Genomic DNA, 13,673 nt, shown 5'->3' on the forward strand with positions numbered 1-13,673 from the left:
TGTCAGGCCCTCAGCGTCCTGCCAGTTTCTGCAGAAAACAGATGCGCTTGTGAAAGATCGAAACTCATATTTACCTTGTCGCCAGACTTAAGCGGCCTCGGGTTCAACATGCGCGCGACCAGATCCGCGCCGTCGAAATCCGCAAACACCAGCGTCTCATTGCCCAGCGGCTCAGTCACGGTCACTGGCAGTTCCAGCGCGTGGACATCGGTTTCTTCGCCCGAATGCAGGCCGTGGCCCGTGGGGTAAGCATCGTCTGGGCGCAGCCCGAACACCACCTTGTCGCCCGCCGCTACCCGGTCGCGGAACTGGCGTGGCAGCGGCAGTTTCGTGCCGTTCGGGAAAGCCAGCTTTCCGTCGGTCACAATTGCCTCACGCAAATTCATGGGCGGAGAGCCGATAAAGCCGGCGACGAAACGCGTGGCGGGGCGCTTGAATACCTCGTCCGGCGTGCCGACCTGCTCGATGTAGCCGTCGCGCATGATGACGATGCGATCAGAAAGCGTCATCGCCTCGACCTGATCATGCGTCACATAGACGACCGTTGACTTCACCTTGGCGTGCAGTTTCTTGATCTCGGTGCGCATCTGCGTGCGCAGCTTTGCGTCAAGGTTTGACAGTGGCTCATCGAACAGAAACACGTCCGGGTCGCGGACAATTGCGCGACCCATGGCGACGCGCTGACGCTGTCCGCCTGAAAGCTGTGAAGGCCGCCGTTCCAACAGATGATTTAGGTCTAGAATGGCGGCGGCTTCGTCCACCCGCTTGGCTATTTCATCTTGCGAACGCCCTGCTATTTTTAGCGAAAAGCCCATATTCTCGCGCACGGTCATGTGCGGATAGAGCGCGTACGACTGAAACACCATCGAGATGTTGCGCGAGCGCGGGGGCAGATCGTTGACCACCTTGCCGCCGATCTCGACCGCTCCACCGGATATTTCTTCCAAGCCTGCAATCATGCGCAGCGTCGTAGACTTACCGCAGCCCGAGGGTCCGACGAGAGCGATGAACTCGCGGTCAGCCACTTCAAGATCAATGCCGTGCACGATCTCCAGCGGGCCGTAGCGCTTGGTCAGCTTTTTCAGAGAAACGGTTGCCATTAGCTGCTCATTTCTGTTCGGTCATTTGGTTCATCCCTTCACCGCGCCGGAGGTAAGCCCGCCGACAAGGTGCTTTTGGACGATGAAAGTGAGTGTCAGCGCGGGAATGATCATCACCACCGCCAGCGCACACATGCCGCGCCAATCGATCGTGAATTCGGCTGTGTAGTCCAGCAGGCCGACTGGCAAGGTTTTGGAGTTGATCGAGCGGGTCAATTGTGATGCCAGCGCAAACTCGTTCCATGAAGTGAGAAAAGCGAAGATGCCGGCAGATGCAATTCCGGGACCAGCAAGCGGAAATTCCACTTGCCAGAATGCCTGCCAACGCGTGCAGCCATCGATTTGCGCGGCCTCAGCCAAATCCTTCGGCACCTGTCTAAAGAAGCCGTCGATCAGCCAGATCGTGAATGGAATGTTCAGCGCTACATAGGCGAGGATCAAGCCAAAATGCGTGTCGATAATGCCGACGCGTGCGAACACGAAGAACAGCGGCAAAGACAGTGCAATTCCGGGAACGGTGCGCGTCAGCATCAGGCCGAGGAACAGCCCGGATTTTGCCTTGAAGCGGAACCGTGCAAACGCATAACCGCCAGCCATGCCGATGATAATTGCGATCACCGTAGACGTGATCGAGATGATCAACGAATTCCGGAAATAGTCGAGCACCGGAATGCCGCCTTTGCCGACACCGGAGAACATCGACACATAGGCGTTGAGCGATAGTTCTTGCGGTATCCAGACCGGTGGCTTCGCCATGATCTCAACAGTCGGGCGCAGCGATGCGAGCACAATCCAGATGCCGGGAAGGCAAATGATGAGCATCGCCAGAAATAGCGCAACTTTATGGGCGATCGATAGGAGTCGCTTTTTGGTGCGGGCGGAAGCGTTGGCATCCATTTGCATCACCACTCCGCGCCGATCTGAGTCCGCGCAGCGGCCAGCTTGCGGAAGAAGTAGACGGTAAACAGGATCGACAGCAGGATCGAGAAATAGGCCATTGCGTTAGCCACGCCCATGCGGGCGTCGCTGTAGCCAGTGCGGGCTACGAGCGTCCAGATCAGTTCCGTACGGCCCGCCGGGCCACCGTCAGTCATAATCTTCACGATGTCATAGGCACGCGCCACATCCAGCGAACGGATTGTCATCGCGATATAGGCAAACGGCATCAGGAATGGCCAAGTCACATAGCGGAACGTCTGCCACGGCGTGCAGCCGTCTACGCGGGCTGCCTCGACAGGTTCGCGCGGCATGGCCAGCAAGCCAGCGAGGATGAGGATCGCGAAGACCGATGTCGAGGACCAGATTTCAGCAGTCAGAATCGCGATGAATGCCAGTGTGCCGTCAATCAGCCACGGAATCGCATTGTTGGTGATACCCAGCGCCTGAAGCGCATTGTTCACAAGCCCGATATTGTCATTGAACATGAACTTGAACTGGAAGCCGACAAGTATCGGCGAAAACATCATGGGGAACATCATGATGGTGCGCAGGATGCGCTGACCTCGAGACGCCTTCTCAACCAGCAGAGCAAGTCCCAACCCAAGCAGCATTTCAAGATTGAGCGCGATTGTCAGCAGAAGAACAGTGCGCCCAAACGCGACCCAGAAGTTCCAGTCCGACAGAATGTTTATGTAATTGCGCAGTCCGATGAATACGAAGAACGATTCCGGCTTTGTCAGACGGAAAGGTGTGAAGCTGGAATAGAAGGACAGCAGCAACGGCACGATCACGACTGCGGCCAGTACGATGAAGGACGGCAACAGAAGCAGAAACGGTGCTGAGAGTTTCCAGTTTTTCATGTGTTCTATATTTTGTTTTCAATCTGCCACGCAGGCCTGCCCCTCACCCTTACTTTCTCCCCGTAAACAGGGAGAGGGAGTCATGCGCGTCGCGCCTGCATTTCAAAAGTTCAACGCAACGCTGACGTCCCCCTCTCCCTGCTTGCGGGGAGAGGGTTAGGATGAGGGGCAAGGCAGTTCTGGGGGCAGCGCGAGCGCCGCCCTTTGAGCAAAGCTCACAGCTTGCCCGCGTCTTGCAGGATCTGCGTTGCCTTTTCGGCAGCGGTGTCGAGCGCCTGCTTGGACGTCTTGTCGCCAAGGATCGCGGCCTGCAACTCGGGATAAACTGCGTTGGAGATTTCGATCCATTCTGCCGTCTGCGGAACCGGGAATGCGTTCTGAGCGGCTTCCTGGAAAGCCTTCAGCACTTCGGTTTTGTACGCATCGCCCTTGGCCTGCTCGATATCCCATTCCCACACTGCGGTGCGGGTAGGCAACGGACCGGCGGAAGCTTCGAGCTTCTGGCTGTCTTCGTTCGTCAGCCACCAGACCAGCGATGCTGCGGCTTCCTTGTTGGCGCAGTTTTCCGTCACGGAGAAGCCATGATGGCCAGACCAGCCAGTGCGCTTACCCGAGGAACCCTTTGGCTGAACCTTCACGCCGACATTACCTGCTACCTTCGACGACTTCGGATCGTTGAAGAACCCGGCCCAACCCGGCCAGTCGAGGTTGAGTGCGATGGTGCCGGAAGCAAAGCCCTGACCCAAATCGTCCCAGAGATAATTCGTGGTGCCGGCCGGAACGGCCTTTGCCTTATAGAGGTTCACGAACCAGTCGAGCGCGCGCACACCCGCATCCGAATTGAATGCAGGCTTGCCGTCCTTGTCGAGATATTCGCCGCCTTCGGCGACTAACATCTCATAGAAGCGGCCATTGATCGCTTCTTCCTTGCCCGCAAACTGCGTGCCGTAGAAATCTGGAGGTGCCGTAAAGAATTCGGCCTGACGCGTTACTTCTTCCCATGTGTCCGGCGGAACAAGGTCCTCGCCATACTTTTCCTTGTAAGCCTTCTTCTTGGCTTCATCGTTGTAGAGGCTCTTCTGATAATACAGCGCCGATACGTCGAACTGCGCGCGCGGCAACATCACCAGCTTGCCGTCAATGGTCGAAGCTTTAATATTCGCTGGCACGAACGCGTCAATTTCCGACTTCGGCAGCAGCACGGAAAGGTCCGTGTAGATGCCCGGATATTGCGGCGCGAATGATGAGTGGTTCGAGCCAACACACCAGTTTACCGAGCCGGATGCGATGTCCGACTTGATTTCCTTGTCCAGCTCAAAGTGGTTCTTTTTGGAAAGGACGTTGACCTTGGCACCGGTGGCCTTTTCCCAATCTGCAATGCGCGCGTAAAGCGCTTCATACTGCTGACCGCCGATCAGCTTGGCATCAATGGTGACGCCCTCAAACTTTCCCGGCAAATCCTGCGCCTGCGCGCCACTCGCCAACGCCAAAATGCATACGCCGGCCGCTAGGCCCGCTAACAAATCTCTCATCTGTTCCTCCCGTTCTGCCGGTCCAAGACCGCCAAGTGATCGAAGCCGTCATTGACAAAAGCCTCATTCATATACAAAGATTATTTTCACAGGTTGGTCAAGAATAAAAGTTCTGCGCGGTCGATACTTCCCTTTCTTGTTGCTTTCTGCATATGTAAGGGAACGCATTCACTGGGGAAGAGAATAAGGTGGAGGAAAACGAAGACCGCTACCGCGCGCCTGCGCTGGACAAGGGGCTCGATATTCTCGAGCTGTTGTCGAGCGTCGATGGTGGGCTGACGCAGGCGGAAATTTCAAAAAAGCTCGGCCGCAGTCCGAACGAGTTTTACCGCATGTTGGATCGGCTCGTGAGGCGTGGCTATGTCACTCGGCTTGATGGCGACCGCTTTACCTTGACCCTGAAACTCTTTGGCTTGGGGCAATTGCATGCGCCAGTGCGCAGGCTTGTTTCCTTCGCCACGCCGATCATGCGTGAACTTGCCGAGGTCACACGGCAGGCCAACCAGCTCGTCGTTTTTGACCGTGGCGCGGCAGTCGTCATCGCCCAGCAGGAGGCTCCCGGCTATTGGGGCATTTCGATCCGCGTTGGCTCACATATCAGCCTGTTTGATACCGGCTCGGGTCATGTCTTGCTTGCGTTCCGCGACGACGAAGAACGGCGCATGATGATCGCCGAGCATTTGCGCAGCACCGACAAGCCGGACCAGCCGAAAGAATTCTTCGAGCGTTTGGACCAGGTTCGCGACCGTGGCTACGAAATGATGGCATCCATGCAGACAGCGGGCGTCTACAATTTGTCCGGGCCTGTCCTTGCGCCGGATGGTCAAGCTATCGCGGCACTCACCATTCCTTACATCACGGTCATCAGTCAGCCGCCCGCGCCCGACATCACGCGCACAATCGAGCTGCTTCTAGGCGCCGTTCAGCATCTGTCTCAACTCGCGGGGCATGGCATGGGGGAGATCAACGCCGAATGATCATCGACACGCATCTGCATCTCATTGACCAATCGGCTTTGAGCTATCCTTGGCTGGCGGGGGTGCCAGCGCTCAATCGCGATTTCCTCTATACCGAATACGCTCAGCAAGCCTTGCGGGTTGGCATTTCGGGCGCGCTGCACATGGAGGTCGACGTTGACCCGGCAGATATCGATGCGGAAATCAGCTATGTCGAAAAGTTATCCAAGACACCGGGCAATCTCCTGCGCGGCGCAATTGCCTCCTGTCGACCCGAGGATGCTTCCTTCGCAGATTTTCTGGAACGCCAGCGGCAGAATCGATTCGTCAAAGGCTTTCGCCGCGTCCTGCATGTTGAACCTGACGAATTGTCCGAAAGCGCGCTGTTTCGGGAAAATATCAAGCGCATGCAAGGCACCGGATTGACATTCGATCTCTGCGTGCTGCCGCGACAAATTCCGCAGGCAATTGCGCTAGCTGACAATGCACCCGGCGTTCAGTTTATCCTGGACCATTGCGGCGTACCCGACATCAAAGGCAAAGCAGATCATCCATGGCGCGAGCACATGGTCGAAATCGCCAAGCGCCCCAATGTGACGGCGAAGGTTTCTGGCGTGGTCGCCTATGCAGATGCGGAAAGCTGGACGGTCGAAACGTTGCGTCCTTATGTCGAGCACACGATTGGAAGCTTCGGATGGGATCGTGTTGTGTGGGGCAGTGACTGGCCGGTTTGCACGCTTGGTGGCGGGTTGACACACTGGGTCGCCGCAACACACGCAATTCTATCAGGTTCTTCCGAAGGCGAACGCACTGCGCTGCTTTCCGGTAACGCAACGCGTATCTGGAAACTCTAAAAGCTCTCGAGAAACAGCCGGTTGATGTCGTTTACGACATCGCGAGCAGCGCGCTTTTCCAATAGCCCATCGTTGATGCAGTCGGATGCGGCTTGCTGGAAGCCCATATAGCCATCGTGGCGCGGGCGAACCCAAGCGCCCTCGAGCGTCTTTCTTGTGTCCCGATAGAAATTGCCAGTCGCCTTGTTTACGGCCTCGTCTTCCCAAGCAGTCGAATGTCCCGGCTGCCCGCCGGATTTGGGGTAGACGCTGCGCTGGATATCGCCGCTGGCAACGAAATAGGCGAAATCGATAGCTGCCTGCTTTGCCTCACTAAACGCCGAAACGGCGATCCCCGTACCACCGAGCGCCGATCCTATCGGCCTGCTACCTGCCGCTACGGGGATGTCGGCAAACCGCAATTTGTTCGGGCGAAAACCATCAAGCGCATAACTCACATAACCATAGATCAGCGGTGAGCAGGCAATCTCTGACCCTTCCTCCGCCATTTGCTCCGAAACGGCGATGGGGTCCATTTCGAAACAAGCCGGATCGACGAGATCAGCAATTTCGCGGATCATCTCGAACGCACGTGCGCCGGCCTCGAGCGCGATCAATTCACCCTCAACAGCACATGGCGTGCCGAGATTTGCGGACAAAGTGTAAAACGTCATCAGGCAATGTGGCGGGCGCAGTGGCAGAAGCACACGCCCTTGTCTTGCGAGGTCGAGCACCTCATCCCAACGCTGCGGCGCGGTCTGTATAAGATCAGGCCGAAACGCCTGAACCTGCGCTGCCGCATCAATCGGAAATGCCCATTGGCGACCTTGCCAATTGTAACTTGGATAAGATTGTCCAACGCTGCCACGCGCCAGCGCATCCCGTTCATTTTCTCGGCTAGCCACATCAAGCGGTTCAAGGCAGCCCTCGGCAGTAATCTGCCCGACATGCGGGTGATCGATGACGATCAGATCATATGCTTGCGCAAGTTCCTTTACCGGAAAGGACTCAAAATCCTGAAGCGAGCGTTTGTCCCAATCGATGCCGACGCCAGACTTTTCGGTCCACGCGGCGCTGCAACCGATCATGGGGTCGTAGCCGCGTGGATGGCTCCACGTCATACCTTTCAGACGAACATTCACAGTCCGAATTCCTTGCGGATTGCCTCGCTCTGTTCGCCAACACGCGGCGCGGCTCTAGCCACGCGCGGACGCACGCCATTTATTCGCAGCGGCACGCGTGTCGTGGCGATCGAGACGTTGTCCTCGCGCTGTACCGTCTGGAGCATATCGAGCACGGCGAATCCATCGCTGGCGATCAATTCCTGCCAATTCAATACTTTCGCGCACCAGATATCGGCGGGTTCAAGAATGGCCAGCCACTCATCGATGTTCTTTGTCGCAACGCGCTTTGCGATGATTTGCTTGATGTCATCGCGCTTACCAAACCAGCTAGCAGGCTTGTCCGAATAGGGCGCGAGTTCTGCCTGCAACCCCAACAACTCCGCCAGTTTCGGGATCGGCGTCATGGCAATTGCCAGAAACCCGTCCTTGGCTGGATAAACGCCATAGGGCGCGGATAGATAAGCGTGAGCACTGCGGAAGTTGGAGCGCTTCGGAAGTCGTCCGCCGTCATTCAAATATGTTGTCAGCACCTCAAACTGGAAGTCTACCAGAGCTTCCAGAAGACTCGTCTCGACATGGCTACCCTTACCGGTCACGCCGCGTTTCACCAGCGCCGCCAATATGCCCTGACATGCCGCTGCACCCGCCAGCATATCTGCGACCGCCAGCCCGAACGGCACAGGTCCCTGCTCCTCGTCGCCGTTCAGCCACATCACGCCGGAACGTGACTGCGCGAGCAAATCCTGCCCCGGACGGTCCACCCACGGACCTTCCTCGCCATACCCACTGATAGAGGCATAGACGATGCGCGGATTGATCTGCTTCACCGTTTCGTAGTCGAGACCAAGACGAGCTATGACGCCGGGTCTGAAATTCTGGATCAGCACATCAGCCTGACCGATCAGCTTCCGCAAAGAAGCCAGATCGTCCTTGTTCTTCAGGTCGATGGCGAGGCTTTCCTTGCCTCGATTGATCGCGTGGAAGAGCGTCGAGTCGCCGCCTATTTCTGTATCGCTGAGATAGAGCCTGCGAGAAAGATCACCGCCGTCTGGCCGCTCGATTTTTATAACGCGCGCACCCAGGTCAAGCATGCGCAGCGAGCAATATGGTCCAGACAGAAACTGGCTCATATCCAGCACCACTATGCCGTTCAGCGGAAGATCGTCACGCAAACTTTCGCTCGAAGTGGGGCTGTCAGCGGCCGACAAATCCATTTTATCCTCCGTATTCTCTTGTGAATACATTTTTCACATATGAGACATGACTGCAAGAGGTGTTAATCAAATGTATAGCCGCGCGCGACCAGCATGTGCGCGTGCTGCGTTGATCTGTTCGAGTGAGGAGCCCTATTCGGGGGCGACCGTAAGCGTTGTTCCCGCAGAATGGATGGCCGAAACGAATTCGCGAGGCGGTTGCTGGTCCGTGATCATCTCATTGAAACCATCAAATGCGCAGACTTGCACGAGCCCGTGTTTCCCGAACTTTGTATAATCGGTGACAACCGCCGTTCTCGCGCCGCGTGAGAGCACCATGCGCGCGAACTCCGCTTCTTCGAGATTATAATCCATCAGGCCAAGACGAGCGTCTATCGCCCCCGCAGTTACAAACGCGTGGGTCACACTAAAGTGCGATACGAACTCATTGGCCGAGACGCCGAACGCCGCGCCATTGTCACTGCGCAGTTCTCCGCCCGCCATATAGACCTTGTTGCCGTTGACGATGGCCAGCGTGCGGGCAATGTCCGATGAATTGGTTACGACCGTCAAACGGCGATGGCCGAGCAATTCGCGCGCCAGATAGCTTGTTGTGGTTCCCGTATCGAGCATGATGGAATCGCCATCACGGATACTCGCCGCAGCATGGCGTGCAATCGCGCGCTTGCCCTCTGCATTGTCACGCATGCGTCGTTCGAACGGCGCTTCGCCGGTCAAGTTCGGCAGGCCGATAGCACCGTGCATTTTGACGACGGCGCCTTCATCTGCCAACGGCTTCACATCGCGCCTAACCGTTTCAAGCGAAACGCCAAGCCGCTCGGCCAGATTGGCGACGGTTATCGTTCCTTCTGCTTGCAGCAGCCGCATTATTTCGCCGTGACGCTTTGAATACACCACCTTCGCGAGCCCATTGTATGAGGTATTTTGCGGCATCATCACATAATTGCGAAGCATATTCAGTCAAAATGCCATGAAAAGCCACAAATTCTTGTTGACGGATCGCCCCTTCGCGGTAACACTCCCTCGATCAATAAAAATAAAAAATACCTGCCAGAGGAGAATCGCATGAATCGGGCGAGGCGTTTTCTATTGGGTTGCACGAGTGCCCTGATGCTGTCGGTGGCGGCCGGCAGCGTTCCAGCCTTTTCGCAAGAATCCACGGATCCCATAAAGCTTACATTACATGACTGGACCGGCCAGCTCATCACCACCCACATCATGGGCGAGGTGCTGAAGAAAGGCGGCTACAACGTAGACTACGTGCAGGCTGACTATCTGGCGCAATTTGCTGGCCTCGAAACCGGTGACCTCGATGTTGCGATGGAAATGTGGGAAACCACAGGCCGCGACGCCATGGATGCAGCGACAGCCACCGGGAAAGTGGAGAATTTCGGACCCACTGGCATGAAAGCCAAGGAAGAGTGGTGGTATCCGGAATATATGAAAGAGAAATGCCCTGGCCTTCCCAATTGGGAAGCGCTGAAGGACGAGAAATGCGCAGAAGCGTTTTCTACCGCGGAAACCGCACCGAAGGGGCGTTATCTCGGTGGACCGGTCACCTGGGGCGGCTTTGACGATGAACGCGTAGAAGCGCTGGGATTACCGTTTGAGGTGGTTCATGCCGGCACGGATGCGGCGCTGTTCGCGGAGTTGGAGTCCGCATATCAGCGCAAGGCGCCGATCATGCTTTGGATTTACGCACCGCACTGGGCACCCTCAAAATACAAGGGCGAGTGGGTCGAGTTCCCGCAATATACAAAGGAATGTTACACCGATCCGGCTTGGGGTTCGAACCCCGATGCCCTCTATGATTGCGGCAAGCCATTTGGTGAAATCTGGAAAGTGGGTTGGGTTGGCGTAAAGGATAAGTGGCCCGGCGCATATAAGGCGATCAAGGCTTTCACCCTCGATAATGATGAAATGGGCCAAATGATCACCAAAGTCGATCTTGAGGGCAAATCAGTGGACGACGTAGTGGCCGAATGGATGGGCAAGAACGAAGCGCGCTGGTCAGATTGGATCAAGAAGTAGGAGCTTGGGGGAGCCCGCCGCCAACAGGGGCTTATGCGCGGCGGGCATACTGTTTGCGTGCCGAAGACTACAGACCGGATGAAGAATGGCAGTGCAGGAAGAAAAACTCATATGCCGCAATGTCTGGAAAATCTTCGGGTCGGGGGCACGCGAATTTCTGGTGGCCTCGGGGGGTAGTCCCGAGCTTGATGCGCTTGGGAAATCAGGCCTCGTCGGTGCGGTAAGGGGTGTAAACCTAGGGGTCCGTGCCGGCGAGATCTTTGTCATTATGGGACTATCAGGGTCTGGCAAGTCTACGCTTGTGCGGTGCTTGTCGCGATTGATCGAGCCAACCTCCGGCGAGATCATTTTCAACGGCGAAAATCTGCTCGCGGCAAGCGATGCACGGATGATCGAAATCCGCCGTCATCAAATGGGCATGGTGTTTCAGAATTTCGCGCTGCTGCCACATCTGACAGTGCTCGCAAACGTTGCGTTCCCATTGGAGGTGCAAGGTGTCGATCGCGCCGCGCGCGAAGCCCGCGCGCAAAAGATGATCGAGTTGGTCGGTCTGGCGGGGCGCGAACGTTTCTTTCCGCGAGAGCTTTCCGGTGGCCAGCAGCAGCGCGTCGGTATTGCGCGTTCGCTCGCGGTTGAGCCGGAGCTTTGGTTTCTGGATGAACCGTTCTCTGCGCTCGATCCGCTCATTCGTCGCGAGATGCAGGACGAGTTCATTCGCCTGCAATCGGTGCTCAAGAAAACCATCGTTTTCATAACGCATGATTTCGACGAAGCGATCCGTTTGGCGGACCGTATAGCGATCATGAAAGATGGTGCGATCGTGCAGGCGGGTACGCCTGAGGAACTGGTCATGCAGCCGGCGGATGCTTACGTCGCGGCGTTCACGCGTAACGTCGCAAAGGCCAAGGTTCTGCGTGCCGCATCCGTTATGAAGTCGACCAGCACAGCGGCCGGCCCGACCGTGTCACACCGTACAACAATTGCCGATGCAGCGACCCAGTTCGCTCCGGGTTTTGATGTTCTGGCTGTAGAGGACGAAACCGGCAAGACAATCGGCGCGCTGCACCGCGCTGATGTTGTCGATGTGTTGATGCGAGGGTGAGATGGAATCATCACGCCGCATCTCCATCATTGGCTGGGCGGTCGCGTTAACTGCATTCGTGCTGCTCTGGAAATTTGGGGAGCCGGTTGCAAAGTGGGCGTTCGACTATCCCAAGGCATGGATCATCCCAGCCGCTCGATGGATCAGCAACGCGCTGAAATGGTTGCTCAATGATGCAACCTTCGGCCTGTTCACTTTCACGCAGCTAACCCGATTCATCGCCGCTGTCGTAGACGTGCCTTATCGTGCCGCGCTGAGCCTCCTCTCGACTGGCCTGCTATCGGGGCAAGGTTCCTCCGCGATTCAACTCCTGCCACCACTATCGTGGATCTCGGTCATCGCAATCGTCGGCATGATCGGCCATTACGCCGGCGGCTGGCGTTTAGCGTTGTTCGCAGCAGGCTGCTTCCTGTTCCTCGCAATATTCGGCCAATGGAACAGCGCGATGGTTACGCTGGCGTCGATCCTCGTCGCAGCACCAATCGGCGTTATAGGTGGTTTGTTGCTCGGGCTCGCAGCCTATCGGTGGGCGCAATTCGAGAAGGCGCTAATGCCATTGCTCGACCTGATGCAAACGATCCCGGTTTTTGCATATCTGGTTCCAATCCTTTTCCTGTTCGGTTTCGGACCGACAGCGGCCATAGTCGCTACCGTCATATATGCCATGCCGCCAATGACACGCATTACGATTTTGGCTCTGCGCGGCGTGCCATCGGAAGTGCAAGAACTCGGCCATATGATTGGATGTACGCGCCGGCAAATGACGTGGCGCGTTATGGTGCCGTCTGCACGCGACAGTCTGATGGTTGGTGTAAACCAGGTGATCATGCTTTCGCTCAACATGGTCATCATCGCTTCGATGATCGGAGCAGGAGGGCTCGGCTTCGACGTATTGGCTGCGCTGCGTCGCCTGGACATTGGAGCGGGTCTACTGGCAGGGCTTGCGATTGTTGCGTTGGCTGTTGCGCTCGATCGGCTGAGTCAGGCAATGGCGCTTAAGATGGGCGACTTCCATGCTGACACAGGAAACAAGAGCTTCATCGCCCGCTATCCCTATCTCTTCGTAGCTCTTTTGGTGATTGTCGCGACTGCAGTTCTGGGGCTCGCCATTCCCGCCATCCAGACCTATCCGCAAACCATGACCATCGCCAGTGGCACGGCAATTGGCCGCGCGGTTGAATGGATAAACGTGAACTATTTCGACACGCTCGAAGCAATCAAGAATACGATGCTGCTGAATGTGCTTGTGCCGTTCAAGCGCTTTCTGGGCGGTTTGCCGTGGTTGGGCGTAACGGGTCTGCTTGCCTATGCCGGCTGGCGTCTGGGCGGATTGCGGCTGGCGCTCCTTGTGGCTGTCCTTGCTTTTCTCATCGCCGCTACAGGTCAATGGGAAAAGGCGATGATCACCGTCTATCTGTGCGGTGTATCCGTGGTAATTGCCGCGCTGATAGGCATTCCAATTGGGATCGTTTCGGCCGAACGTAAACAGCTTTGGCGCGTTGTTCAGGCCATTATCGATACGCTGCAAACTCTGCCCTCGTTCGTATATCTCATGCCTGCGGTTATGCTGTTCAGAGTTGGGGATTTCACGGCCATGTTGGCGGTCGTGGCCTATGCGATTGCGCCAGCCATTCGCTACACGGCGTTGGGGCTGCAAAAGGTCGAGCCACGCCTCATCGAAGCTGGCCGTGCGATGGGCTGCACAAAGTGGCAATTGCTCACCAAGATCAAGCTGAAGCTGGCGCTGCCTGACATCATGCTTGGCATAAACCAAACCATCATGTTCGCGTTGTCCATGCTCGTTATCACCGCACTGGTAGGTACGCGCGATCTTGGACAGGAAGTCTATATCGCACTCACCAAGGCAGATACCGGGCGCGGCCTGGTAGCGGGCCTCGCAGTAGCCTTCATCGCCATTATTGCCGACCGGCTCATCGCAGCAGGCGCGGCGCGAACCAAGATCAGGCTCGGCCTGCAATGAC

Annotated in this window: 12 protein-coding genes; 5 read left to right on the forward strand and 7 right to left on the reverse strand. The window is 56.7% G+C overall.

Going from position 1 to position 13,673, the window contains the following annotated elements; all coding sequences use genetic code 11:
- Positions 1-2: 2 nt before the first annotated feature.
- The 4 genes from DY251_RS06605 to DY251_RS06620 form a co-directional block, all read right to left on the reverse strand.
- The gene (locus DY251_RS06605) at positions 3-1,100 is read right to left on the reverse strand and encodes an ABC transporter ATP-binding protein (RefSeq protein WP_116623064.1); all 1,098 of its coding nucleotides are present in this window, start codon (positions 1,098-1,100) and stop codon (positions 3-5) included.
- Positions 1,101-1,130: 30 nt separating this feature from the next.
- Positions 1,131-1,997: a carbohydrate ABC transporter permease gene (locus DY251_RS06610; protein WP_116623147.1), complete on the reverse strand. Its 867-nt coding sequence runs from the start codon at positions 1,995-1,997 to the stop codon at positions 1,131-1,133.
- A 5-nt stretch (positions 1,998-2,002) separates the two neighbouring features.
- Positions 2,003-2,899: a carbohydrate ABC transporter permease gene (locus DY251_RS06615; RefSeq protein WP_116623065.1), complete on the reverse strand. Its 897-nt coding sequence runs from the start codon at positions 2,897-2,899 to the stop codon at positions 2,003-2,005.
- 215 nt (positions 2,900-3,114) lie between these two features.
- Complete coding sequence (locus DY251_RS06620; RefSeq protein ID WP_116623066.1) at positions 3,115-4,431, reverse strand: ABC transporter substrate-binding protein; 1,317 nt, start codon at positions 4,429-4,431, stop codon at positions 3,115-3,117.
- A gap of 188 nt (positions 4,432-4,619) precedes the next feature.
- Between DY251_RS06620 and DY251_RS06625 the strand changes: the two genes are divergently transcribed.
- Together DY251_RS06625 and DY251_RS06630 are read left to right on the forward strand one after the other, a co-directional pair.
- On the forward strand, positions 4,620-5,408 hold the full coding sequence (locus DY251_RS06625) for an IclR family transcriptional regulator (RefSeq protein WP_116623067.1): 789 nt from the start codon (positions 4,620-4,622) through the stop codon (positions 5,406-5,408).
- The gene (locus tag DY251_RS06630) at positions 5,405-6,241 is read left to right on the forward strand and encodes an amidohydrolase family protein (protein ID WP_116623068.1); all 837 of its coding nucleotides are present in this window, start codon (positions 5,405-5,407) and stop codon (positions 6,239-6,241) included. Before DY251_RS06625 ends, DY251_RS06630 begins: the two co-directional genes overlap by 4 nt.
- Here the strand turns inward: DY251_RS06630 and DY251_RS06635 are convergent.
- From DY251_RS06635 to DY251_RS06645, 3 genes are all read right to left on the reverse strand, one after another.
- Positions 6,238-7,341, reverse strand: coding sequence for an extracellular solute-binding protein (locus DY251_RS06635; RefSeq protein WP_116623069.1), 1,104 nt, complete (start codon positions 7,339-7,341; stop codon positions 6,238-6,240). The genes DY251_RS06630 and DY251_RS06635 overlap by 4 nt on opposite strands.
- A 17-nt stretch (positions 7,342-7,358) precedes the next feature.
- Entirely contained in the window at positions 7,359-8,558 is a 1,200-nt protein-coding gene (locus tag DY251_RS06640) for a CaiB/BaiF CoA transferase family protein (protein WP_116623070.1), read from the reverse strand.
- Positions 8,559-8,690: 132 nt separating this feature from the next.
- Complete coding sequence (locus DY251_RS06645) at positions 8,691-9,455, reverse strand: DeoR/GlpR family DNA-binding transcription regulator (RefSeq protein ID WP_116623148.1); 765 nt, start codon at positions 9,453-9,455, stop codon at positions 8,691-8,693.
- Positions 9,456-9,668: 213 nt separating this feature from the next.
- On the opposite strand from DY251_RS06645, the gene DY251_RS06650 reads away from it, so the two are divergent.
- From DY251_RS06650 to DY251_RS06660, 3 genes are all read left to right on the forward strand, one after another.
- On the forward strand, positions 9,669-10,589 hold the full coding sequence (locus DY251_RS06650) for an ABC transporter substrate-binding protein (RefSeq protein ID WP_116623071.1): 921 nt from the start codon (positions 9,669-9,671) through the stop codon (positions 10,587-10,589).
- Positions 10,590-10,674: 85 nt separating this feature from the next.
- Positions 10,675-11,691: a quaternary amine ABC transporter ATP-binding protein gene (locus tag DY251_RS06655; protein ID WP_116623072.1), complete on the forward strand. Its 1,017-nt coding sequence runs from the start codon at positions 10,675-10,677 to the stop codon at positions 11,689-11,691.
- A gap of 1 nt (position 11,692) precedes the next feature.
- Entirely contained in the window at positions 11,693-13,672 is a 1,980-nt protein-coding gene (locus DY251_RS06660) for an ABC transporter permease (RefSeq protein WP_116623073.1), read from the forward strand.
- Position 13,673 lies beyond the last annotated feature (1 nt).

The organism is Mesorhizobium denitrificans (genome assembly GCF_003403035.1).
Taxonomy (GTDB): domain Bacteria; phylum Pseudomonadota; class Alphaproteobacteria; order Rhizobiales; family Rhizobiaceae; genus Mesorhizobium_G; species Mesorhizobium_G denitrificans.

Bases quoted from the DNA above. Each gene is read 5' to 3' on its own strand.
- DY251_RS06605 (WP_116623064.1), bottom strand. From the start codon at position 1,100: ATGGCAACCGTTTCTCTGAAAAAGCTGACCAAGCGCTACGGCCCGCTG.
- DY251_RS06610 (WP_116623147.1), bottom strand. From the start codon at position 1,997: ATGGATGCCAACGCTTCCGCCCGCACCAAAAAGCGACTCCTATCGATC.
- DY251_RS06615 (WP_116623065.1), bottom strand. From the start codon at position 2,899: ATGAAAAACTGGAAACTCTCAGCACCGTTTCTGCTTCTGTTGCCGTCC.
- DY251_RS06620 (WP_116623066.1), bottom strand. From the start codon at position 4,431: ATGAGAGATTTGTTAGCGGGCCTAGCGGCCGGCGTATGCATTTTGGCG.
- DY251_RS06630 (WP_116623068.1), top strand. From the start codon at position 5,405: ATGATCATCGACACGCATCTGCATCTCATTGACCAATCGGCTTTGAGC.
- DY251_RS06635 (WP_116623069.1), bottom strand. From the start codon at position 7,341: ATGACGTGGAGCCATCCACGCGGCTACGACCCCATGATCGGTTGCAGC.
- DY251_RS06640 (WP_116623070.1), bottom strand. From the start codon at position 8,558: ATGGATTTGTCGGCCGCTGACAGCCCCACTTCGAGCGAAAGTTTGCGT.
- DY251_RS06650 (WP_116623071.1), top strand. From the start codon at position 9,669: ATGCTGTCGGTGGCGGCCGGCAGCGTTCCAGCCTTTTCGCAAGAATCC.
- DY251_RS06655 (WP_116623072.1), top strand. From the start codon at position 10,675: ATGGCAGTGCAGGAAGAAAAACTCATATGCCGCAATGTCTGGAAAATC.
- DY251_RS06660 (WP_116623073.1), top strand. From the start codon at position 11,693: ATGGAATCATCACGCCGCATCTCCATCATTGGCTGGGCGGTCGCGTTA.